The sequence below is a fragment of the Tunicatimonas pelagia genome (assembly GCF_030506325.1).
Classification (GTDB): Bacteria; Bacteroidota; Bacteroidia; order Cytophagales; family Cyclobacteriaceae; genus Tunicatimonas; species Tunicatimonas pelagia.
On the sequence record NZ_CP120683.1, the window covers coordinates 6,539,200 to 6,559,831 of the forward strand.

Consider the following 20,632-nt stretch of genomic DNA (forward strand, 5'->3'; position numbering starts at 1 on the left):
TTAGCTGCTAGTGATGATAAATACGCAAAACGATTAAGAGTACTGACTTTTTGCAGCCAACCGCAGCTATAGTGCAGTGAGCTGTAAAAAAGTAAGGTGTTTTTTCTTATAGCAATTATCTATTAAAGTGTTGATTAGTCAGGAGGCTGCGAATCAGCTTAACTTTTTCGTATATCAAAAAGTTAAGTCTCTCGAACGGTTCAGATTAATGCATTTTCAACGATGGCAGTATAGCAGAAATGTTGTATTTTCAGCCGTATGATTAATAATCAGAATTCCACGAGACAATTTATGAGAACTTTAGGAAAGGTTGTTTTCTTGCTTTTTGGGTACGCAGTTCTACTGGTTGGTTGTAAGAGCGAAGAACCCGTAGATTTAAGAATTAAGGAGATGCCACCCGAGCGAGTGGCTGAACTAGCAAAATCTATTGAGGCTACCGTTAGTCCTGAATTGGCTGAAGGTCTGACCCTTAGCCTTTGGGCGGTAGATTCTTTAGTAGATGATCCCATTGCGGTAGATATTGACGATCAGGGGCGCGTTTACTACACCCGTACCCAACGAGGGCTAAATTCCGAGTTTGATATTCGGCGGCATCAGGATTGGGAGATTGAATCCATTCAACTGCAAAATGTAGAAGAGCGGCGAGCCTTTCTTCGCAAAGTATTAGCCCCAGAAAACAGTGACCAAAATGAATGGCTGCCCGACGTAAACGAAGATGGCTCGCGTGATTGGCGGGATTTAACGATTGAAAAAGAAAAGATATATCGGGTAGAAGATGCTTCCGGTGATGGTCTCGCAGATAAAACGCAGCTAGTTGTCGATGGGTTTAATGAAGAAATAGATGATGTGCTGGGTGCCGTACTGGTTCATGGTGATGATCTATTTGCGGGAGTAGCTCCCAACCTGTGGCGAATTAAAGATAAAAATGGGGATGGCATTGCCGACGAACAAACGTCTATTTCTCACGGCTACGGCGTACATATTGGCTTTGGTGGTCACGGCATGTCTGGACTAGAAATGGGACCTGACGGAAAAATCTACTGGGGTATTGGCGATATTGGGTTCAACGGCGTTGATCCCGATGGAAAAGAGTGGAAATATCCAAATCGCGGAGTACTTGTTCGGGCTAATCCCGACGGTAGCGACTTTGAAGTGTTTGCGATGGGACTTCGCAATACTCACGAATTTACGTTTGACAAATACGGTAACATCATTGGTCAGGATAATGACGGTGACCACAAGGGGGAGAGTGAACGCCTAGTGTACATTGTAAATGGTTCTGACACGGGTTGGCGTATTAACTGGCAGTTTGGGAAGTACAAAGACGAGAAGAATAATGAGTATAAAGTCTGGATGGACGAGGGAATGTACAAGCCTCGTTTTGAAGGGCAGGCGGCTTACATCACTCCTTGCATCATTAATTACGTGAATGGACCAACGGGCTTTCTGTATAACCCAGGAACCGCGCTGGGTCCGAAGTGGAAGGATAATTTCTTCGTAGCTAGCTTTGTGGGTAATCCTACCAAGTCAGGTATTCATGCGTTTAAACTGAATCCGAAAGGTGCTTCTTTTGAGTTGGGGGAAACCGAACAAGTAATGGGCGGAGTACTTGCTACCGGTATGGATTTTGGTCCCGATGGAGCGATGTATTTTGCCGATTGGATTGATGGTTGGACACCCAAAGAAGAAGGGCGTATCTGGAAGCTTGATGCTCCCAGTGGTAGTGACTGGTCAGAAAGGACACAAACCCAAGAACTACTAGCTGCCGATTTCACTGAGAAAAATGATGAGGCTTTAGGCGACTTATTGAAAAATCCTGATATGCGGGTGCGCCAGAAAGCGCAATTTGAATTAGCCAGACGAGGTGAAGATGGCGCGAAAGTATTTCAGCAGATGCTTGGTCAAACCGACTACCAACTAGCGCGAGTACACAGCATCTGGGGCATTAGCCAGCTAGCCCGCCAAGACTCTGCTTACGCGGAAAATCTTCTCCCTTCGCTAGAAGATAGCGACCCTGAAATCCGGGCGCAAGCCGCTAAGTGGCTGGGCGATATGCGTTATACTCCGGCAGCCGAGGCCTTAGTGCCTATGCTAACTGATGAATACGATCGAACCCGCTTTTTCGCCGCTGAAGCTCTCGGGCGAATCGCTTACGAACCAGCCATTGAGCCTCTGATTAATTTACTTGAGGCTAACAACGATGAAGATGCGTACATCCGTCACGCTGCTAGCCTGGCATTAGCCCGAATTGGAAATAGCGAACCTGTCGTAGCTCTTGCCGATCATCCTTCCCGAGCGGTGCGAATTGGAGCGGTAGTAGCGCTACGCCGAATGGAAGAACCAGGTGTTGCCAAATTTTTAAATGATGAGGATGAATACATTGTTACCGAAGCAGCTCGGGCGATCAACGATGATTTCTCTATTGAAGAAGCTCTACCTGCTCTCGGCAATATTTTACAACAAAACCGATTCAGCAATGAAGCTCTGGTACGTCGGGCAATTAATGCTAACCTACGGGTAGGTAACGATGAAGCACTGCAAAATCTGCTGGATTACGCGCTGAATCAGAGTAATCCCGAAGAATTGCGAGCGGAAGCAGTAGCTGCTTTGGGAACTTGGGCGGAGCCATCAGTGCTTGACCGAGTAGACGGACGCTACCGGGGTGAAGTAAAACGTGATCCAGCTACTATTCAGGGTGCAGCTTTCCAACCACTGATTCGGCTGTCGTCTCAGAGCAATCCGGCCTTGCGGTTAGAAGCTGTGAAAGCAGTGGGTCGCTTAGGGTTTACGGAAGGAGCGGATCAATTACTAGCTCGTCTAAAAGAAGATCGCAACGCCAACGTGCGGGCGGAAGCACTAACGGCGTTAGCTGGCTTAGAATACGATCAAATCGGAAAGGCCATTGAGGTTTCTTTGACTGATACGGAGAAAAGCGTGAGAGTGGTCGGTTTAGATTTAATGACCAAAATGGATATCTCGCCTGATCTGATGGTTCAGTTGCTATCAAATGTTATCGAGTCCCAATCTCGAACGGCAGAGGAGCAACAAGTAGCAATGGCTACGTTGGGAACCCTCCCGGTTAAGGAGACGAAGGCGACATTTGAGAAATTTCTTACTCGATTAGAAGGTGGCAAGTTTCCACCTGAAATTCTGATAGAGCTAACGGAAGCAATTGAAGAAACAGAATCAAATGAGCTAACTCAACGGTTAGAGCAAATTCAAGCGGATGCTCCGGAGTCTTTTGTAGCTTCGTACCAAGACTGCCTGTACGGGGGAGATCCTGAGCAAGGGCAGCAATTAGTATTCCGTCACTCTACCGCTCAGTGTATGAAGTGCCATGCTTACGATGATTACGGTGGAAACGCTGGTCCGCGTCTCAACGGCATTGCTGACCGTCTTACTCGAGAGCAAATTTTAGAAGCCATTGTAAATCCTAGTGCCCGAATTGCTCCCGGTTACGGAGTAGTTATGCTGAAGCTAAAAAACGGAGAAACCATTAGCGGTATTTTACAGGAAGAGAACGATAGTGAAATAGTAGTGAAAGTGGGTAATCAGCCCGATAAAGCGATTGCTAAGGCAGAGATCGAGGAGCAAACTACGGCTCCGTCCAGTATGCCTAATATGACCAACTACTTAAGCAAGAAAGAAATTCGTGATATTGTGAGCTTCCTTTCTACCTTGCACGGCGACGAGATGCAGGCGAGTGTTTTGACGGACTAAACATAGAAAACGCTGATAGTATTGTTTTAATATGGATATATCCGGCCAATGTGCAATATTCGTTGGTTAAGCGACAAACAAGAGTTGAAAAGCTGTTTTATACAATGTTCTGCGGTTTGATGAGTTATGGTAAGACATAACATAAATCATCAAACCATGAAGATATACCGAAAAAATCTATCAAATAGCGTATTTTCTGTAGTAATTATATTATTTATCATAACAGTTACTGCTTGCCAAGAAAACGAAGAAGTTGTTGAAGAAATAGAGTCGAGAGAGGTTGGCTACCCAGGGGTGGAAGAAGAGCTTTGGGTGTATTTTGACCGATTTGAGGAAGAGGCTTTTAACCGAGGAGTTAGCATAAACCTACGAGCGGCGAACATCACTGGGCAGATTAATGAAATTGATGAAAGCCGCGTATTGGGGCAGTGTAGCTTTGGTTTTGGTAGAGCCAACCCTAACCGAATAACCATTGATGAAACTTTCTGGGATCGTAGTGGTGAGCGAGGGCGAGAGTTTGTAATATTTCACGAGCTAGGTCACTGCTTTCTGAACCGGGCTCACCGAGAAGATACTGACCGTCGGGGCGTTTGTCTGAGCATTATGCGGAGTGGTACCGGCACTTGCCGCGATAGTTACAGTCAGTTTACTCGAGCTCAATACTTAGATGAGTTGTTCAATACCGAGTTTACAAATGATATTTTTAGTCAATAATAACCTTTATCAGTACATTCTTATGGGAAGTATTGTATGTAGTGGTAAAGTTGCGTTACTTTGAAACCTCACTAAACCACGTTTACTTATGAGAATGGCTGGCATTGTTATGACACTGGTTGGAGCAGTGGCTCTGGTTTTATCCGTTCTTTCCCTCTTTGACGAAATGAGTATGGGGCGTTACCCACCCATGTTTGATAATAGCTGGATGGTAATTATGGCACTGTTCTGGTTTTTCTCAGGTGTTTCTCTCATTATCGCCTTCGGTAAAGAGGAAAGCAAATAGTATTCTAGCGTTAACATAAAAAAGTAGCTCTGAACATTCGTCCAAAGCTACTTTGTAGTATTTCGTAGTTACCTTTATTGAATACCTGATCCGTACTTAATGCTCAGCAGTTCGGAAACGCTTTTGGCAGGAATACAGAAGGAAATTCCTTCAATACCTCTTCCCATAAGTTTAGAGTTTACAACCCCTACTAGCTCCCCCTTCGTATTTACCAAAGCACCACCGCTGTTGCCTGGGTTTATACTTACATCCGTCTGTATCCACTCCTGATCTTCCTGGGTTCTTTCGCTAGAAATAATACCCTTACTCAGTGTTTGCCCTAAGTCTACCGAAGTAGGGGTACCGATTGCGTATACTTCTTCGCCAATACTGTAGTTTTTCTTTGTTGGCAGCTTAAATGCTGTATTAAACGTTTTACGGATTTTGAGCAGAGCTAAATCTCCGAATTCGCTGTAGCGCACTACATCGGCAGGGTACTCCTCGCCATTGTTGAGCCTTACAGTAAGATCAGATGCTCCGGCTACTACGTGGTAGTTCGTTATTATTTCACCATTTTTACCAATAACGCACCCGCTTCCGTGCCCATCTTTATTGATAATGGTAACGGTGGTTTCCCGGGCTGCTGTTAAGCTATTAACGGCGCGACTGGCCGAGAAAATAGTCATCTCTTCCATTTCTACTATCTCTTCCTCTTCAATTTGAAGTAAAGCCTGGGCTTTAGGGTTTGCCATTAGCTTTAGAAAAGACGATTTTACGGCATCGTTTATTGAAATAGTAGCCACCCCAAGATCGCTATCAGAAGAGTAGCCAGTCGTCAATGCAAACTCACCTGAGCTAGCGGTGTTACTGCTCTGAAACTTGGGTTGCTGGTATACATCGCTGATTGTCCAATCAATGGATGTTTCCGAAACCAAAAAGCGCGCTGAGCCACTAAATGCCGAGTAAGGTTTTGAGATTTGCTTAAACTTTAATCCAGTAACATTAGCACTTATGTACAAAGTATTGGTCTTTTTCTTTAGTATTTTTCGGGTAGTATCTATAAAACCATAGGTAAGCAGCACACTATTTAGGGCATCATTAAAAATCGTGTTTTCAATGCTAATTTTATTGTTATCTCGACTTGTTAACTTTGGTGCTCTCCCTTTTTTGTATTGTTTATCATTGTACGATTCTATTATTAGGTCGTTTTCTTCAATGTTAAATGAGGTACTACTCAGAAATACGTACTTTTGATTTTCCTGGCGAGATGCAATCTGAGAATCGTAAGTAATAACTTCGCCAGCATCACGGTGATAATCAAAACTTCGTGGTCCGGAATCATATATAGGAATAAAAAGACCGAATAAGCCGTAAATGGCTAAGCTTGAACCCGCTGACATAGGAGCAGCAATTAGTGCTCCGGCAGTAGCCCATGATAGTAGCTTGAGCGGAGACTTTTTCTCTTGGTAATGAACCCGGTACTCTGATTTATACCCCTCACGATCAATTCTGATCTGTTTAGCTTCTAAATCTTTCTTTACCTTAGCAGTTACGGTCTCACCCGTACCTACGTGTTCGTTATCAATATACACTTCTGCATCAGGTGCATTAGTTCGTATAGTAACTTCCTGACTTCCACCACCGAGAATAGTTGCACAACCAGTGCAAAAGATTGTCGCGAGTATGAAAATAAAGTGAGTAGCTAAGTACTTCATCCTAATAAAGTTTAATAAAATATATATTTATGACAAAAATATAATCATATTAAACGCTATGCGATGGAGATTAGAGCAAAACGGTACGTAGTTAGGAATTGCCTACTATCGAGAAAACTGACCGAGGCTTAGTATGTCAAGTAAGGCAAGTTTCTTTGGTTATTGTGTTTCTTTTTCTTTGTACAACTGCCACCAGGGTACACCTGGAGTGTTGTGGTGCTCGTAGTGGTATCCAAAAAAGTAACAACTTATAAATGCCCAAAGGTGATTTTTACGCTGGCTGCGCGACTTATATTTGTTATCGTGTTCGCCCCGGTGCGGTAAGTAGGTTCCGAAATAGAATAATTGTAGAGTAGAAAGTACGGACGGAATAATATAAAATAAAATAACATTGGGCTTAGGAAAGAAGCGGATCAGCACTTCGTAGGTAACCGCCATCAGCAAAATCTGCCAAATGCTCACGTACTCTCTGGCAAATTTGACGTACCAAGGAATAAAACCACCTTCATGGTAATCGGGGTCTTGCTCAGTAGCTACAAACCGATGATGCTGATGGTGCTTAGGAAACAATTTTTTATAAGAATTGTAGGCAAAAAGAGTTGCAGCAATTGTTCCTAGCGCATTATTCCACTTTCTGTTCTTCGCCACGCTGCCGTGCATAGCATCATGCGCTGTAATAAACAGACCGGTATATAGATGGGTTTGCAACAGCATTAACCCGTAAGTGAGCGGGTTGGCGAAATTCACTCCGTAGCTACTCAGCAAGTAAGCCAGTGATACAAACCACAGAGCGATAATGGCAATAGCAATCCAGATTCCTTTTTCTTGGTACCAAGTCATGCTAGTTAAAGGCATGGAGAAAGGCTAAAGTTCCAATAGAGTATCTCGTACTTCTTCCATTAACCACATTGGGGTAGATGTGGCACCACATACGCCCACCGTATCATAGGGCGTAAACCAGGTTGACTCAACTTCTTCTTTCCGAGAAACAAAATAGGTGTTTTTGTTTTGGTTCTTGCAGACTTGGTACAGTACTTTGCCATTGGAAGACTTGGTACCGGAAACGAATAATATTTTATCAAAACGTCCGGCAAAGTCCCGCAGCTCTTTATCCCGGTTAGATACTTGTCGGCAAATGGTGTCGTTGGCATTCACTTGGATACCCGAAGATGCTAAGGTATCCTTTATCTCGTAGAACTTATCAGTACTTTTCGTAGTCTGACTGTATAGCGTGAGGTTTTTAGGTATTTCGGCTAGGTTCAGTTCCTCCAAATGCTGAAAAACTACCGCTTCCTGATTGGTCTGACCTAGCAACCCTTCCACCTCGGCGTGGCCATGCTTTCCGTAAATATATATTTTTTCCTGTCGGTCGTACGAATTTTTTATGCGGTTCTGTAGCTTTAGTACTACCGGACAGGACGCATCAATGAGTTCAAGGTCATTTTCAGCGGCAATCTGATACGTACGTGGCGGCTCACCGTGAGCCCGAATAAGGACTCGCTCACCCCGAAGTTGCTGTAGGTCGGCGTGATTAATAATGCGTAGCCCCTTTTTTTCCAAACGCTTCACTTCTTCGTCGTTGTGGACAATATCGCCTAAGCAGTAAAGAGAGCCGAACTCATCCAGAATATCTTCGGCCATCTCGATGGCGTATACCACCCCGAAACAGAATCCTGAACTTTGGTCAATATCGACATTTAAATGTAACATCGGTATGTGGGTTAGATGTTAAAAAAGCGACTATAGATAATTGAAACGATGCCGGAAGTACGTACCAATCAGTAGAGCAATTTTTCGGTTGTCGGGTATACGAATACGCTCCTGAGCAATTCGGGCTGCCGAGCATTGCTTAATTTTTTTAAATAGGTTCAGGTAGTAAACGTAAGCCAAATACACTCCTAGTTTTGATCCATTAGGCAAGCGAATAATTCCCTGGTAGGCTTCGTCAAAATCTTGTTGAATGTCTTGTTCAATTTGCTGCTTGGCCGTTTGCGTAAAGTCATTGAAATTCACATCAGGAAAGTACACCCGGCCGCGCTCGTCGTAATCGCTCTTGATATCTCGTAAGAAATTTACTTTCTGGAAGGCTGCCCCCAGCTTACGAGCCGGATCTTCTAACGATTGGTAAAGCGAGTCATTGCCTTCACAAAATACGCGAAGACACATCAGGCCAACCACCTCAGCCGATCCATAGATATATTCGTGATAGAGTGGGTCGTCGTAGGTTTGTTGATCCAAATCCATTCGCATACTTCGCAGAAAAGCAGTAATCAGATTGTGGGAAATTTTGTATTGATTAACTACAATTTGGAAAGAATGAAGCACCGGATTCAGGCTGATTTGTTCTTCAATGGCCAGGTACGTTTCCTGTTCAAACCGATCTAGCAACGTTGATTTATCATGCTCGTGGAATGTATCTACAATTTCATCAGCGTAGCGTACAAAACCGTAAATAGCGTAAATAGGGTAGTGGAATCGCTTGTGCAGCGTACGAATTCCTAGCGTAAATGAGGTGCTGTAATGCTGGGTAATAAGCTTGCTACACTTAAAAGTAGTTAAATCAAAAAGTTCCATAAAATCAAAAATGGGACGTATTGTATATCAGGTATAAACAGCACTTTGGTGTTCCTTAGCTATCTCAGCAGCAACTACTTTTCCTGAAATGAGAGAAGGCGGAACACCCGGGCCGGGTACAGTTAATTGTCCCGTATAATACAAATTTTTTAGCTTACTACTCTTAATACTAGGCTTTAAAATTGCGGTTTGCAGTAAGGTGTTGGCTAACCCGTAGGCATTCCCCTTAAAAGCATTATAATCCTGTAAAAAATCCTGATGAGCGTAGCTGCGTTTTACCACCACGGCATCACGAATGGATTGTCCGGTTAATGATTCTAAACGATTCATCACCAGATCATAATAATGTTCCCTAATTTCAGGGCTGTCCTCCAAGTCAGGAGCCACTGGTATCAAAATAAACATATTCTCTTGCCCTTCGGGAGCAACGGATGAATCAGTTTTAGAAGTCACCGAAACATAAAACAGAGGATTATCGGGCCATTTAGGGTCGCTGTAAATAGCTTCAGCGTGAGGAGTAAAATCCTGATCGAAAAATAGGTTGTGGTGATGAAGGTTCTCCACTTTCTTGTTAACTCCTAAATAGTACAGCAGTGAAGAGGGAGCCATAGCTCGCTGATCCCAATACGTGTCACTGTAGCTACGGTGAGTTGGCGGTAATAACGTACTTTCAATAAAGTGATAGTCAGCACTGCCTACTACCAAGTCTGGCACAAACGAAGTCTTCTCGGTAATAACTTCAGTAATCTTGTTGCCCTCAAACGCGAATGATTCTACGTTTTGCCCAAATTCAAACTTTACCCCCAATTCTTCCGCTAACTGCTGCATTCCAGACACAATCTTATGCATACCACCCATCGGATACCAAGTTCCTAGCTGAATATCGGCATAATTCATGAGACTGTAGAGGGCGGGAGTATTTTGCGGTAATGCACCCAGAAGCAATATGGGAAACTCCATAATGCGGATAATCTGGTCATTGGTGAAGAAAGACCGGATGTGCTTATAAAATGACTTGAAGACGTCCATCCGAAGGATGTCATATAGCAACTGGGCACTGACAAACTCAGTGAGCGAACGACTGGGCTTATACACCAGATTATTCATACCTACATCATACTTGTAGGCTGCCTGTTCCAGAAACTTATCCAGCATATGACTGCTGCCAGTCTCCAACGATTCGAAAAGGCTCCTTAGCTCACTAAGGGAGGCTGGTAAATCCAGAAAATCATCTTTGTCAAAAACTACCCGATAGGAAGGATCAAGACGAACCAAGTTGTAGTAATCGCTTACCTGCTTACCGAAAGAAGCAAAGTAACGATCAAATACATCGGGCATCCAGTACCAACTGGGACCCATATCAAAAGTAAACCCTTGTTCCTGAAAAAATCGGGCTCTTCCGCCAGCAATATTGTGTTTCTCAACAACGGTTACATCAAATCCGGCCTGAGCCAGATAAGAAGCAGCGGAAAGCCCCGAAAAGCCTGCGCCTATTACAACAACGCTTTTTGGCATTAATCTTTAACGGAATAATTTTTAAGTACAGCTTTCAGCTCCTTGCGAGCAATATGGATACGATTTTTTACTGTTCCAATGGGAATGTTTAAGCGGTCAGCAATTTCATGGTACTTAAATCCCCGATAGTGCATCATGAACGGAGTTTTATAGGCATCATCCAGTTTGGCGATAGCTCGAGTAATATCTTTCATTGTGAAGCTAGCGTAAGCTAAATTCTCAGTGATATTACTAGTACTGTTAATATAATGCAGATTATCGGTAGTATCAATAAAGGTGTTTCGGCGCACCATACGCTGATAATTGGTAATGAAGGTGTTCTTCATAATGGTGTACAGCCACGCTTTAAGATTCGTACCATCCGTAAACTTGTCTCGGTTAGTAAATGCTTTCAGAATAGTTTCCTGAAGTAAATCGTTGGCCTCTTCCATGTCTTTGGTCAACTTCAGCGCGAAAGGCTTAAGAGATTTGGACATCTTGTCTAGCGAGTAACTAAATTCTAATGCAGTCATAAAGGTAACCTTTAGGTTTGTTAAAAAAATACGGATAAACAGTTAAACAATAATAGCAAAAATTGTTTATGAATCCCAAATAATAGTTAAACAAAAAAATTAAAAAAAGTACTTTCAAGCATGTTAAAGCTATTTATATAAATAAATAACGAAAAATTTATACTAAAAAAGTTCGCCTGCTATGATAGGTTTGTTTACTTTGTTTTTGTTGTAAGTTATACAAAAGAAATGAAAAATTGCAACAGCTACGGTCATTATTATTAAAAGTATCTGAGGAACAGAGTTCAAAAAACAGTTCTGCAATAGAAACAGGACACAATAGTAGTAAGCTATACGGAAACTAAGTGAAACAGTTTAGCCTGACTCTTTTTAAGTGGTATTAGAGGGTTTGGGGAAGGTTTCCGACTAAAGAATTGAACAGAACTACGCAGTTTTCTCTAGTTTATTTTCCTCAATAAATGAGATAAAATGCTCAATACGAGTGAAAATGTGCGTGTTTTCTGAGGTGGCTACATCCTGACCTATAATCTGGTAGCCACTAAGTAGAACCTGCGCTTCGGGAAATGTGGTAGAGAGGCGATTAACGTACCCCTGTACCTCGGAGGCAGAGGGGCTGGTGGTAATAATAGTTAGTATATAGTCAGGTTGGTGAATGCTGTAGATGGATTCCAAATCAGCAAAGGGAAGGTTCTGACCAAAATAAACAACCTTTTGCTGACGAACCTTAATGAGATAACAGATAAATAGGAGCGTGATTTCATGTAGTTCACCCTCGGGTAAGTAGAGAAGATACTTATCAGTGTTACCATTTATACTTACGTATTGTCCATCAATAGCCACAATAAGCTTTTGCCGAATTAAGTTAGTAATAAAATGTTCTTGAGCGGGGTTAATAGCACCAGTTTGCCACAGAATACCAATCTTGGAAAGAAACGGATAAACAACATTAATCATGGTACTCTCAAAGCCCAGCTTGAGAATGTTGGTAGCCATAATCTTTTCAAACCGGTCTTCATCCAGATCGACCATCGCTAGAATGAGGGTATTAATCTGGTCGGGATAGCGCAGATTTTTCTCAGTAAGGTTAAGTACTTCTTGTCGCATTTGCTGATGATCCATCTGAGCGATTTTCGATATCTTGTAACCGTTATCTTTCAGCAAAGCGATGTTGAGTACTAGTTTTAAATCATCATTGTCGTAGTAGCGAATATTAGTGTCAGTACGCTTAGGAAGAATAAATTGGTAACGTTGTTCCCAAATACGTAGGGTATGGGCTTTAATTCCCGATAGTTGCTCGATGTCTTTAATTGAATAATGGCTCACAGGTTAATTAGCTTAGTAGTTATTTGATATAAGTTTAACGCTTGTTGTTGTGGTTGCGATGTTTAAAATACCGTCGGGGTACTAACAGTAGTCCAAAGGAAACAGAATCATCTCGCTGGTCAGATTTGTGATGGGCGCGATGAGCACGGGTAATACCATCTAAATAGTAATCCGCGGGGCGCTTCCATTTCACGGCTCGCCGATGAATAAGGATATCGTGTAAGATAAAGTAGACAAAACCGTACAGTGTGATTCCGCAGCCTAGCCAGAAGCGGTAATCCAGCGTTTCTAATCCTAGGAAGATAAGTACTACGGCAACGCTACCGAAGAAGAGAGAGAATAAGTCATTTAGCTCAAAGTAGCCTGATTGCTTCCGATGATGGGTTTTGTGAATAGACCAAAGCACACCGTGCATAAGGTACTTATGGAAAGCCCACGAAAAAACTTCCATACCCAGGAAGCCTAAGACGACCAGACCAATTGCCAGCATATAGTTTATTTTGTTAACCTTTTACTCAATAAAAAGTTCACAAGATTAAACAATACTACCCAAAATTAAAAAAAAGACTAGTTGCGCCATAAAAAGATAAATGGCTAAGGGGTTTTTCTTAGAAAAAGGTAAATAGACAAAAGCTAGCTGCATAATCCAGGCCACGGCCAGCCAACCTAGGTAATTTCTCAACGGAACAGTTTCAGCCTCCCAATGCCAGAAATCAAAAAAAATAGCTACTGGTTCAATAAAAAAGTCTAAGGCAACCATCATTATAGCCGCTAATAGACTTTTCACTAGAGGAGGGAAAGAAAGCTGTGAGCAAATAACGCCAGTACAATAAGAAAGAATAAACCAATTGACACCGATAACCAGAGGTACTTCCATTACCTTTAGTCCCAGTGTTTCACCGTACTGGTACGCCCCGAAAACTACTTCTGAATGGACTCCAATTACTTCTATTCCCACCCCTAATAAAAAGGTGAACATCAGAAAAAATACAAACGCCCGGTTCCATTGCTGATGAAAAAGCAGTAACAAAGTGGCTGATACCACTAAGTTAATCGGAGTTACCAACTGAAAGTAAGGGCGGGTTACCGGCCAAGCCAAACCAATAATTCCTGCCAAGTGAGCTACCAGTAAAAAACCGGCAGCAAATTGTTGTGACTTTACAGATAGGTTAGTTTTAGCAACAATAGGTGGATTCAAACCTGCTGTGGTAGAGGAAGTAAATAACGAATTAATTTATACGTGAACGTGGCGTTCGGCGTGATAAGATGAGCGCACCAATGGCCCCGATTCTACGTACTTTAATCCTCGGGCTAAACCTTCTTCTCTAAGATGATCGAATTTATCGGGATGGATGAATTCAGCTACTTCAATATGCATTTTGGTAGGCTGCAAATACTGACCTAAGGTAAGAATGTCCAGGCCATGCGCCACCAAATCATCCATTACCTTGTAGACCTCATCATCAGTCTCACCCAGCCCTAGCATCACTCCCGATTTAGTGCGTTTTCCTGCTTCTTTTGTCAGCTTAATCTGATCCAAGCTACGCTGGTATTTCGCTTGGGGGCGTACCCGGCGGTACAGTCGTTCTACGGTTTCCATGTTGTGAGAAACCACTTCCTGTCCCGCATCAATCATCCGGTACAGTGCGTCCCAGTTCCCCTTCACATCGGGAATCAAGGTTTCAATAGTGGTAGTAGGCGAGAGTTCCTTGACCATTCGCACCGTCTGGTACCAAATTTCGGCACCCCGATCTTTTAGCTCATCCCGATTTACTGAAGTGATTACCGCGTGCTTTACTTCCATAAGCTTAATCGCTTCGGCTACCCGGCGCGGTTCGTCAGTATCATACTCGGGCGGCCGGCCGGTAGCCACCGCGCAAAAAGTACAACTGCGGGTACAGACATTGCCTAAAATCATAAAGGTGGCCGTTCCTGCGCCCCAGCACTCACCCATGTTGGGGCAATTGCCACTTTCACAAATAGTATGAAGTTTATACTGGTCAACCAGCTTGCGTACTCGAGCGTATTCTTTTCCCACCGGAAGCTTCACTCTAAGCCAATTAGGCTTACGGGTACGTTGGGTATTTTCTTCGGAAATTACCGGTAATTCAATCATAAGAAGATAAAGACAAATGGTATTATTCTAGAAATTACGCTAACAGAACAGCGGATGTAGGTGATTGATTCCCTAAGTCAATTCAGAATAAAAGTCGCTATTTACGCCCTCCGTAAAATAGCATGATAAAGGCAGAAGGGAAGATTTGACGGTTATTGGCTAATGGCACTAACTCAATTCTTTCAGTGAAAGCTTCTAACTGGAATCCGGCTTCAAATCCGGTCACATCGTTTTTGAACGTACCAAACTCAAAAGCCAGAGAGGCTTTTATGTTAGCCCCTACTTTGAGCTGAGATTCACCAATACCGCGAAGAAAGGGACCTGAGCCGACAATATTTCCTGTGTTTCCGTGCTCTATTGGATCATAAGGTACAGTTGTAACTTGGTTGCCTTCAGCAAATTGAATGTAGTAAGGCATTAAAATTCCAATGGTAGGACCACCGGCTAAAATAGCATTCACTTGTACTCCTTGTTGGGGAGCTTTTTTAAACACTACCCACTCGCGCCCGTACTGGGGGCGTACGGAGAAGAGATAATTGGTTTTACCCAACAAAAAAGTGTTACCACTAACCCGTGATACCCGGCGTAGCTCTTTAGGGTGCTTTACATTCACAATTTCTAACCCAAAAGACTGAAATTGGTTCTCGCCAATAACTCTACTGAACTTGCCTGCTACACCAGCAATTAGCCCGGAGTTGGTATTTTTGCTAATGCCCCAAATATACTCGCGACTGTAGTTGTAGGCACCCCGTTCTTGCGCCTCAGCCACTTGAAAAAATCCAATAAGGGTTAGTAAGAGTATGAAGCTAAGGGTATTTTTGGTAATTTTCCTGCTCATATGCCAGATGGTATCATAAACTTATAAATGTACAAAGTAAAAACGATCAATTTAGTATGCCGCACATAAAATCTTCTTACTTGGGAGAACTTAGAACCGAAGATATTCACCTGAAATCATCTAACCGCATAATTACCGATGCCCCTACCGACAACCACGGCAAAGGTGAAGCTTTTTCTCCTACCGATCTGGTTTGCGCGGCTCTTAGCAGTTGTATGATGACTATTATTGGTATACGAGCGCGCAAGCATCAAATAGAATTAAACGGACTAGAGGCTGAAGTAACTAAGTTCATGTCGTCTGATCCTCGTCAAATATCAAAGATTCAGGTTGATTTTACATTGAAGAGCACTAACGCTACTCCCGAACAAATTACGATGTTAAAGGAGGCAGCTCTTGCTTGCCCCGTAGCATTGAGTATCAACCCGGCCATTGAGCAAGATGTTTCTTTTGACTTTTAATTAAGAGTTGGCTAGGTCTACTACTTGTTCCTTGATCTTAGGGTACGATACCATCGTGTGTGATGCATCGTACACGCTCGTTCCTTGGTTGATTACCAAAACTTGCGGTGATTCGTGCTGTACATTGAAGGTGGTTGCCACCAGCTGAGAAATGTCGCGGTAGCGAATCAAGTCCAGAAAGTAGGCATCCACCAATGGTATTTCGTGGGAGTTCCAAGCTCGCTCTAAGCGACTTAATACCATGCTACTGATTCCGCAGCGGGTGCTGTGTTTGTAAATAACTACCGGGTGCTGCTGAGAGTCTTGTTTGATCTGCTCAATCTGCTCCGACGTGGTGAGTGATTTCCATTCCATAAGCTTAATAATTCCAGATTTCCGCTTCTTTCTTGTCGTACCTTGGCTTACGGGTGTTTTCTTTCAAATGTTTAGGTTGATCCTTAGATTTAAAGATTTGAGATAGCCAGATTCGTCGTTTACGGTACTTTTCTTTTTTCTGATACGAATTTTTTTGGCGTGCCGTCAGATAATCTACGCTCGGATGCATATCTTTTCCGCGTCTTGGACGTTTTATATCGCCATTGTACTGATGTACTTTACGCGCTAACTTTTTAAAGTAGCGAGATTTCGCCTGAGCGGTAGGGCCTCGCCAGTAACCCCGGTGCTGATGCACGTACTTAGAGTAATTTTTCTCTACCCGTTCTTGAATATACTTGGGTAAACGGCGTTGCTTACCTGTATAACTACTTACCTCGCTCGATGAGCGCTGCTGCTTTTTTCGGTAAAAAACCCCTCTTTTCTGCTTTCCTTGGTAGCTCGATGTTTGGGCAGAAGCTTTCTCTAATGCTTTCTCCTTCTTTTTTAATAACCGCTGATTGGTGAAAATACGATTACCCAGGGGTAGCCAAGGGGCTTTTTGACCTTCCTCCAACGGTGGACTATCTCGCCCCTCCGTAACTTTTACTTTTCCTGAAGGGGAAATGGTGACTGGGCGTTCGTACTGATCTTTTACCTTTTTAGAGCCACTGATTGATTCCGGAACTCGGTAACGATCTTTCACCACCCCCGATGGTGAGAGCGATGGCGGACGCTGATAATTATCCCGCACCTTTTTAAACCCACTCGCAGTTTTAGGTCGCTGGTAGCGGTCGCGTACTACTCCAGAAGAACTCTTTGTTTTTGGTCGTCGGTAAGAATCCGTTACTCTTCCTGAAGCATTCTTGGTCTTGGGCCGTTGGTAGCGATCAAATACAGGCTTACTACCCGATTTAGTTTGTGGCCGTTGGTACGTATCGCGGGCGCGCTCTTTACGTTTGGTGGTACGGTTTGGCCTCGACTTGTCCTTCATCCGCTTGGATGTTCGGCGGGCTTTGGGCACCTTGACTTCCTTCTTCTTTTTGCGGTGCTTTACGGTGGGTAGCGTGCTTTTGCCGCTTTGTGCCTGAGAAATCGAGGCAGACCCCAGCCCTAGTACCATTATCAAAACGATAAGGCAAAAGGGGTAGACTACTGAGCTTTTGTGACGATTTCCTAGCATACAGTACTTAACGCTGGTGCAACAATTTTAGTGAACTACTTCTTTACCCTTCCCTTGTTATCGTATTTTACTTCGTTCCCTTGATTAGAAAATAAGCCTTTTTGATCTTGTTTAGTTGCTATTTTTGGGCAAGGTAATGCTGAGCTTCGGCACGAACTTAGCCCCAAACCGCCGATTAAAATGATTATAAGCCATTTTTTTCCTACCGAGGGACGGAAAAAAACTGAAGAAAGTACGTTATCATTCCAAATATTACACGCCATTTTGTTTCTCTAATTTGAATTTTCTGCTATACCTAAAGATAGAGGGTTGTGTAACGGCAGAGAAACAGATTTTCTGGCATTATTACACGGATAGAAAAAGCGGAAAAATCGTCAGATTTACCGAAAACCAGAAAAAGTTAGTCAGTTTTGTAATGGAACTACCAACTGCTCGTCTTCGGGGTGTAATGAATATTAAAACTTTCAAAAGTAACGTCTTTCCGGTGCAGGCTAAGCTCTATCGGTTTGCTAAAACTATGCTGCACGACGATGAGGAAGCAGAAGATGCCGTACAGGAAGCGTTGTTAAAACTTTGGCTCAACCGGAGCAGCCTAACCAGCTATAAAAGTATTGAGGCACTGGCTATGGTCGTAACCAAAAACCTGTGTTTAGACAAGCTGAAATCAAGCTACCGGAAGAAGGTGATACCGCTTACCGAAACGGTCAATACCACCGATGGTACTACTCCCTACCAAAAAACTGAGCTAGCCAATACGGTGGTGATCTTGCGAGAACTGATGGGGCAACTACCCGAGCAGCAGCGGTTGGTCATTCATCTGCGGGATGTAGAGGAATATTCTTACGAAGAAATAGAACAAGTAACGGGGCTGTCGATCAATAATATCCGGGTTACCCTTTCCCGGGCTCGCCGAAGTGTTCGAGAAATGTATACTAAAGTAAATGCGTATGGAAGCTAATGAGATAAAGAAACTGCTGGAACGCTACTACGAAGGGGAAAGCACGCTTTCGGAGGAAAAACAATTACATACTTACTTCCTCCAAGAAGAAGTGCTACCAGGCTTAGAGCCTGATCGTGACCAGTTTTTGGCTTTTACCGATCTGAGAGCCGAAGATCCTAATAATCAGCCCGGTCACAATCAGTTCTTTCAGAAAATTGATACTGAAGAAGAAGTGGCAGAAGCAAAAGACCATCGTCTTAAACTGTGGGGTGGGCGTATTGCGGCGAGTGTTGCGCTAATCTTGGGTGGCTTTTTAGGAGGCATTTGGTACGGACAAGAGAAAACCTCGGATGAAGTAGTAGCCCTGCGGGAAGATTTTCAGGACATGCGCCAGACTATGTTGCTCAACCAGCTCCAGCGCGCTTCGGCCAGCGAACGGATTCAGGTTATTCAGGCATCGCTCAACAATAACCAAGCAGTAAGTGAAGCCCTGCTACTCACGGTAAGCAGCGACCCCAATGTAAACGTACGCCTGGCGGCCATTGAAGCACTAAAAGCCCACTCCGAGCAAGAAACGGTACGTATTGCCTTAGCCCAAACTTTGAATGACCAAGATCATCCAATGATACAAATTGCGATTATCAATCAATTGGTAACCTGGGGCGAAAAAGGGGCAGTGCCGGAATTGCAACGACTGGTACAGCAGGATAAAACAGAGGAAATTGTCCGACAACAAGCCGAATTCGGCATTAGTCAATTAATGCTCTAATAATTGATGATTAATGAGTGATGAATGATGATTAATGGATGCTTTCATTGTTCGTTCACTATCCGCGCGGTAGCCGCAATCATTATAAAAACAGTAACCCAATATTTAAACAAGTAAAGATTATGAAAATAATAATTGGAATTTTAACCTTTCTCTGGGCCGGGTCGCTGGCCTACGCTCAAGAATACCGGGCAACTATGTCGGCCAACACCATTCGTTTGGTACTACACAATACCGAAGTTAGCATTGAGGGGCACGATGGAAATGAGCTAATCGTAAATGCCTCAGGTTATAAAGCTCCTCCCAAGCGAGCCGATGGTCTTCGTCCGCTGTACAGCAGTGGTACCGATAACTCTGGCATTGGTTTGTCAATCAATGAAGAAAATGGCAAGGTTACGGTGCTGAAGGTAGGGCGCAACGATGTGGATTATAGTTTTAAAATACCCAAAAATACCACCGTGGTTATTGAAGAAGTAAACCATGCGGGTGGGGATATTGAGATGAAAAATTTGTCGGGTGAAATTGAAGTGAAAACAACGAATTCCGACGTAAGATTAGAAGACATCAGTGGGCCAGTGGTGGCCAACAGTGTGAGTGGTGATATTGATGTTATTTTTAATACAGTCAATCAGCAGAAACCTACCTCCATCACTATTGTAAGTGGCGATGTGGATATTACGCTGCCCAGTCAGACCGCCGCTAATCTGAAGCTAGGTTCGGTAAGTGGCGAAGTGTATACTGATTTTGATATTGCTTTAGATCAGTCGCAAGCGGGCGAAGTTGGATTGGTTCGGATGAGCATGGGGCAACCTATAAAAGGTACGATTAACAATGGGGGAGTAGATATGCAAGTGAAGACGGTGAGTGGCAATATTTACCTGCGGAAAAGCGAATAAACAAACGAGTTTATCATGAAGCTCTTGCTAATAATTCTACTGCTTTTTGTGTATCAAGACATTCTGGCTCAACGCTTGGAGGAAAGAACGATTATCTGGCAGCCAGGGCAAGACATTGAATTGGATCTGAAGTACGCCCAAAATATTCAGATAAAAACCTGGGATAAACCAGAGGTTTCCCTGCGAATAAGCGTTTCAATCAATAATGATGAACTGAATGATGCCTGGAGCTTACAGACTACTACGGACGAAGAGAAAGTTCGGGTGACTTCTGATTTGGAGAAACCCGACGGCTATTACCAAGGCGATTGTAGTGGGAGTGACTACCAAATGGGAGAGAATAGTTTTTGCAGTTTAATCGTTTATGATATTTATCTTCCCCAAGAAGCAACTCTTCGCGTAGAAACTCTTGGGGGCGATATTACCATACAGGGAGTAACCGCTCCAGTGTACGCTAAGTCGCTAAGTGGGTTTGTTGACGCTGATTGGCCCGCTCAACAGGGAGCAACTGTATCAATGAAATCGATTACGGGAGAAGTTTACACCAATTTAGATTTAGCAATTGATGAGTCGGATAAAAGGGAGAATCGGCGTAGCCCGATCGGCTGGGAAATAGATGCTACGGTGGCCGGAGGAGGAAAAAAAGTGGAACTGGAATCGATTAGTAACGATGTCTATTTTCGGCGGGCAGGCTCATGACTGTCAAGCTGTCTTTTAACTAAGATGTAGCATGCCGCCTT

The 20,632-nt window shown here is 43.4% G+C and carries 21 protein-coding genes; 8 read left to right on the forward strand and 13 right to left on the reverse strand.

Going from position 1 to position 20,632, the window contains the following annotated elements; genetic code table 11:
- Positions 1–291 precede the first annotated feature (291 nt).
- The 3 genes from P0M28_RS27935 to P0M28_RS27945 all read left to right on the forward strand — a co-directional run bounded on the left by P0M28_RS27935 (position 292) and on the right by P0M28_RS27945 (position 4,720).
- Positions 292–3,720, forward strand: coding sequence for a HEAT repeat domain-containing protein (locus tag P0M28_RS27935; protein WP_302206795.1), 3,429 nt, complete (start codon positions 292–294; stop codon positions 3,718–3,720).
- 156 nt (positions 3,721–3,876) lie between these two features.
- Complete coding sequence (locus tag P0M28_RS27940) at positions 3,877–4,434, forward strand: hypothetical protein (protein ID WP_302206796.1); 558 nt, start codon at positions 3,877–3,879, stop codon at positions 4,432–4,434.
- A gap of 88 nt (positions 4,435–4,522) precedes the next feature.
- The gene (locus tag P0M28_RS27945; RefSeq protein ID WP_302206797.1) at positions 4,523–4,720 is read left to right on the forward strand and encodes a hypothetical protein; all 198 of its coding nucleotides are present in this window, start codon (positions 4,523–4,525) and stop codon (positions 4,718–4,720) included.
- 74 nt (positions 4,721–4,794) lie between these two features.
- On the opposite strand, the gene P0M28_RS27950 is transcribed toward P0M28_RS27945, so the two are convergent.
- From P0M28_RS27950 to P0M28_RS28000, 11 genes are all read right to left on the reverse strand, one after another.
- Positions 4,795–6,414: a S1C family serine protease gene (locus tag P0M28_RS27950; RefSeq protein WP_302206798.1), complete on the reverse strand. Its 1,620-nt coding sequence runs from the start codon at positions 6,412–6,414 to the stop codon at positions 4,795–4,797.
- Between the two features lie 159 nt (positions 6,415–6,573).
- Positions 6,574–7,269, reverse strand: coding sequence for a fatty acid desaturase (locus tag P0M28_RS27955; protein WP_302206799.1), 696 nt, complete (start codon positions 7,267–7,269; stop codon positions 6,574–6,576).
- A 9-nt stretch (positions 7,270–7,278) separates the two neighbouring features.
- On the reverse strand, positions 7,279–8,124 hold the full coding sequence (locus P0M28_RS27960) for a 4-hydroxy-3-methylbut-2-enyl diphosphate reductase (protein ID WP_302206800.1): 846 nt from the start codon (positions 8,122–8,124) through the stop codon (positions 7,279–7,281).
- A 30-nt stretch (positions 8,125–8,154) separates the two neighbouring features.
- Positions 8,155–8,988 (reverse strand): phytoene/squalene synthase family protein, encoded by an 834-nt coding sequence (locus tag P0M28_RS27965; protein ID WP_302206801.1) that lies wholly within the window; start codon positions 8,986–8,988, stop codon positions 8,155–8,157.
- Between the two features lie 27 nt (positions 8,989–9,015).
- Positions 9,016–10,503 (reverse strand): bifunctional phytoene desaturase/3,4-desaturase, encoded by a 1,488-nt coding sequence (gene crtID / locus P0M28_RS27970; protein ID WP_302206802.1) that lies wholly within the window; start codon positions 10,501–10,503, stop codon positions 9,016–9,018.
- On the reverse strand, positions 10,503–11,015 hold the full coding sequence (locus P0M28_RS27975) for an RNA polymerase sigma factor (protein ID WP_302206803.1): 513 nt from the start codon (positions 11,013–11,015) through the stop codon (positions 10,503–10,505). The genes crtID and P0M28_RS27975 overlap by 1 nt, the downstream gene beginning before the upstream one ends.
- Before the next feature lie 423 nt (positions 11,016–11,438).
- A complete protein-coding gene (locus tag P0M28_RS27980; RefSeq protein WP_302206804.1) occupies positions 11,439–12,338 on the reverse strand; it encodes a MerR family transcriptional regulator in 900 nt (299 codons plus the stop codon).
- A 34-nt stretch (positions 12,339–12,372) separates the two neighbouring features.
- A complete protein-coding gene (locus P0M28_RS27985) occupies positions 12,373–12,828 on the reverse strand; it encodes a sterol desaturase family protein (RefSeq protein ID WP_302206805.1) in 456 nt (151 codons plus the stop codon).
- Between the two features lie 45 nt (positions 12,829–12,873).
- On the reverse strand, positions 12,874–13,536 hold the full coding sequence (locus tag P0M28_RS27990) for a carotenoid biosynthesis protein (protein ID WP_302206806.1): 663 nt from the start codon (positions 13,534–13,536) through the stop codon (positions 12,874–12,876).
- Between the two features lie 36 nt (positions 13,537–13,572).
- Entirely contained in the window at positions 13,573–14,454 is an 882-nt protein-coding gene (gene lipA / locus P0M28_RS27995) for a lipoyl synthase (protein ID WP_302206807.1), read from the reverse strand.
- Positions 14,455–14,551: 97 nt separating this feature from the next.
- On the reverse strand, positions 14,552–15,292 hold the full coding sequence (locus tag P0M28_RS28000; protein ID WP_302206808.1) for a hypothetical protein: 741 nt from the start codon (positions 15,290–15,292) through the stop codon (positions 14,552–14,554).
- A gap of 56 nt (positions 15,293–15,348) precedes the next feature.
- Between P0M28_RS28000 and P0M28_RS28005 the strand changes: the two genes are divergently transcribed.
- Positions 15,349–15,753, forward strand: coding sequence for an OsmC family protein (locus P0M28_RS28005; protein WP_302206809.1), 405 nt, complete (start codon positions 15,349–15,351; stop codon positions 15,751–15,753).
- On the opposite strand, the gene ytxJ is transcribed toward P0M28_RS28005, so the two are convergent.
- Together ytxJ and P0M28_RS28015 are read right to left on the reverse strand one after the other, a co-directional pair.
- Positions 15,754–16,107 carry a bacillithiol system redox-active protein YtxJ gene (gene ytxJ, locus P0M28_RS28010; protein WP_302206810.1) on the reverse strand — a complete coding sequence of 118 codons (354 nt, stop codon included), beginning with the start codon at positions 16,105–16,107 and terminating at the stop codon, positions 15,754–15,756. It abuts the gene before it with no gap.
- A gap of 4 nt (positions 16,108–16,111) precedes the next feature.
- Positions 16,112–17,227 carry a hypothetical protein gene (locus P0M28_RS28015; protein WP_302206811.1) on the reverse strand — a complete coding sequence of 372 codons (1,116 nt, stop codon included), beginning with the start codon at positions 17,225–17,227 and terminating at the stop codon, positions 16,112–16,114.
- 475 nt (positions 17,228–17,702) lie between these two features.
- Between P0M28_RS28015 and P0M28_RS28020 the strand changes: the two genes are divergently transcribed.
- From P0M28_RS28020 to P0M28_RS28035, 4 genes are all read left to right on the forward strand, one after another.
- Entirely contained in the window at positions 17,703–18,245 is a 543-nt protein-coding gene (locus P0M28_RS28020) for a GFO_1088 family ECF-type sigma factor (RefSeq protein ID WP_302206812.1), read from the forward strand.
- Positions 18,235–18,996 (forward strand): HEAT repeat domain-containing protein, encoded by a 762-nt coding sequence (locus P0M28_RS28025; protein WP_302206813.1) that lies wholly within the window; start codon positions 18,235–18,237, stop codon positions 18,994–18,996. The genes P0M28_RS28020 and P0M28_RS28025 overlap by 11 nt, the downstream gene beginning before the upstream one ends.
- Before the next feature lie 122 nt (positions 18,997–19,118).
- Positions 19,119–19,892 (forward strand): DUF4097 family beta strand repeat-containing protein, encoded by a 774-nt coding sequence (locus tag P0M28_RS28030; RefSeq protein WP_302206814.1) that lies wholly within the window; start codon positions 19,119–19,121, stop codon positions 19,890–19,892.
- A gap of 15 nt (positions 19,893–19,907) precedes the next feature.
- On the forward strand, positions 19,908–20,591 hold the full coding sequence (locus P0M28_RS28035) for a DUF4097 family beta strand repeat-containing protein (protein ID WP_302206815.1): 684 nt from the start codon (positions 19,908–19,910) through the stop codon (positions 20,589–20,591).
- The last annotated feature ends 41 nt before the right edge of the window (positions 20,592–20,632 follow it).

Excerpts from the sequence above, each read along its gene's own strand:
- P0M28_RS27935 (WP_302206795.1), top strand. The coding sequence starts at position 292 with ATGAGAACTTTAGGAAAGGTTGTTTTCTTGCTTTTTGGGTACGCAGTT.
- P0M28_RS27940 (WP_302206796.1), top strand. The coding sequence starts at position 3,877 with ATGAAGATATACCGAAAAAATCTATCAAATAGCGTATTTTCTGTAGTA.
- P0M28_RS27945 (WP_302206797.1), top strand. The coding sequence starts at position 4,523 with ATGAGAATGGCTGGCATTGTTATGACACTGGTTGGAGCAGTGGCTCTG.
- P0M28_RS27950 (WP_302206798.1), bottom strand. The coding sequence starts at position 6,414 with ATGAAGTACTTAGCTACTCACTTTATTTTCATACTCGCGACAATCTTT.
- P0M28_RS27955 (WP_302206799.1), bottom strand. The coding sequence starts at position 7,269 with ATGCCTTTAACTAGCATGACTTGGTACCAAGAAAAAGGAATCTGGATT.
- P0M28_RS27960 (WP_302206800.1), bottom strand. The coding sequence starts at position 8,124 with ATGTTACATTTAAATGTCGATATTGACCAAAGTTCAGGATTCTGTTTC.
- P0M28_RS27965 (WP_302206801.1), bottom strand. The coding sequence starts at position 8,988 with ATGGAACTTTTTGATTTAACTACTTTTAAGTGTAGCAAGCTTATTACC.
- crtID (WP_302206802.1), bottom strand. The coding sequence starts at position 10,503 with ATGCCAAAAAGCGTTGTTGTAATAGGCGCAGGCTTTTCGGGGCTTTCC.
- P0M28_RS27975 (WP_302206803.1), bottom strand. The coding sequence starts at position 11,015 with ATGACTGCATTAGAATTTAGTTACTCGCTAGACAAGATGTCCAAATCT.
- P0M28_RS27985 (WP_302206805.1), bottom strand. The coding sequence starts at position 12,828 with ATGCTGGCAATTGGTCTGGTCGTCTTAGGCTTCCTGGGTATGGAAGTT.
- lipA (WP_302206807.1), bottom strand. The coding sequence starts at position 14,454 with ATGATTGAATTACCGGTAATTTCCGAAGAAAATACCCAACGTACCCGT.
- P0M28_RS28000 (WP_302206808.1), bottom strand. The coding sequence starts at position 15,292 with ATGAGCAGGAAAATTACCAAAAATACCCTTAGCTTCATACTCTTACTA.
- P0M28_RS28005 (WP_302206809.1), top strand. The coding sequence starts at position 15,349 with ATGCCGCACATAAAATCTTCTTACTTGGGAGAACTTAGAACCGAAGAT.
- ytxJ (WP_302206810.1), bottom strand. The coding sequence starts at position 16,107 with ATGGAATGGAAATCACTCACCACGTCGGAGCAGATTGAGCAGATCAAA.
- P0M28_RS28015 (WP_302206811.1), bottom strand. The coding sequence starts at position 17,227 with ATGGTACTAGGGCTGGGGTCTGCCTCGATTTCTCAGGCACAAAGCGGC.
- P0M28_RS28020 (WP_302206812.1), top strand. The coding sequence starts at position 17,703 with ATGGAACTACCAACTGCTCGTCTTCGGGGTGTAATGAATATTAAAACT.
- P0M28_RS28025 (WP_302206813.1), top strand. The coding sequence starts at position 18,235 with ATGGAAGCTAATGAGATAAAGAAACTGCTGGAACGCTACTACGAAGGG.
- P0M28_RS28030 (WP_302206814.1), top strand. The coding sequence starts at position 19,119 with ATGAAAATAATAATTGGAATTTTAACCTTTCTCTGGGCCGGGTCGCTG.
- P0M28_RS28035 (WP_302206815.1), top strand. The coding sequence starts at position 19,908 with ATGAAGCTCTTGCTAATAATTCTACTGCTTTTTGTGTATCAAGACATT.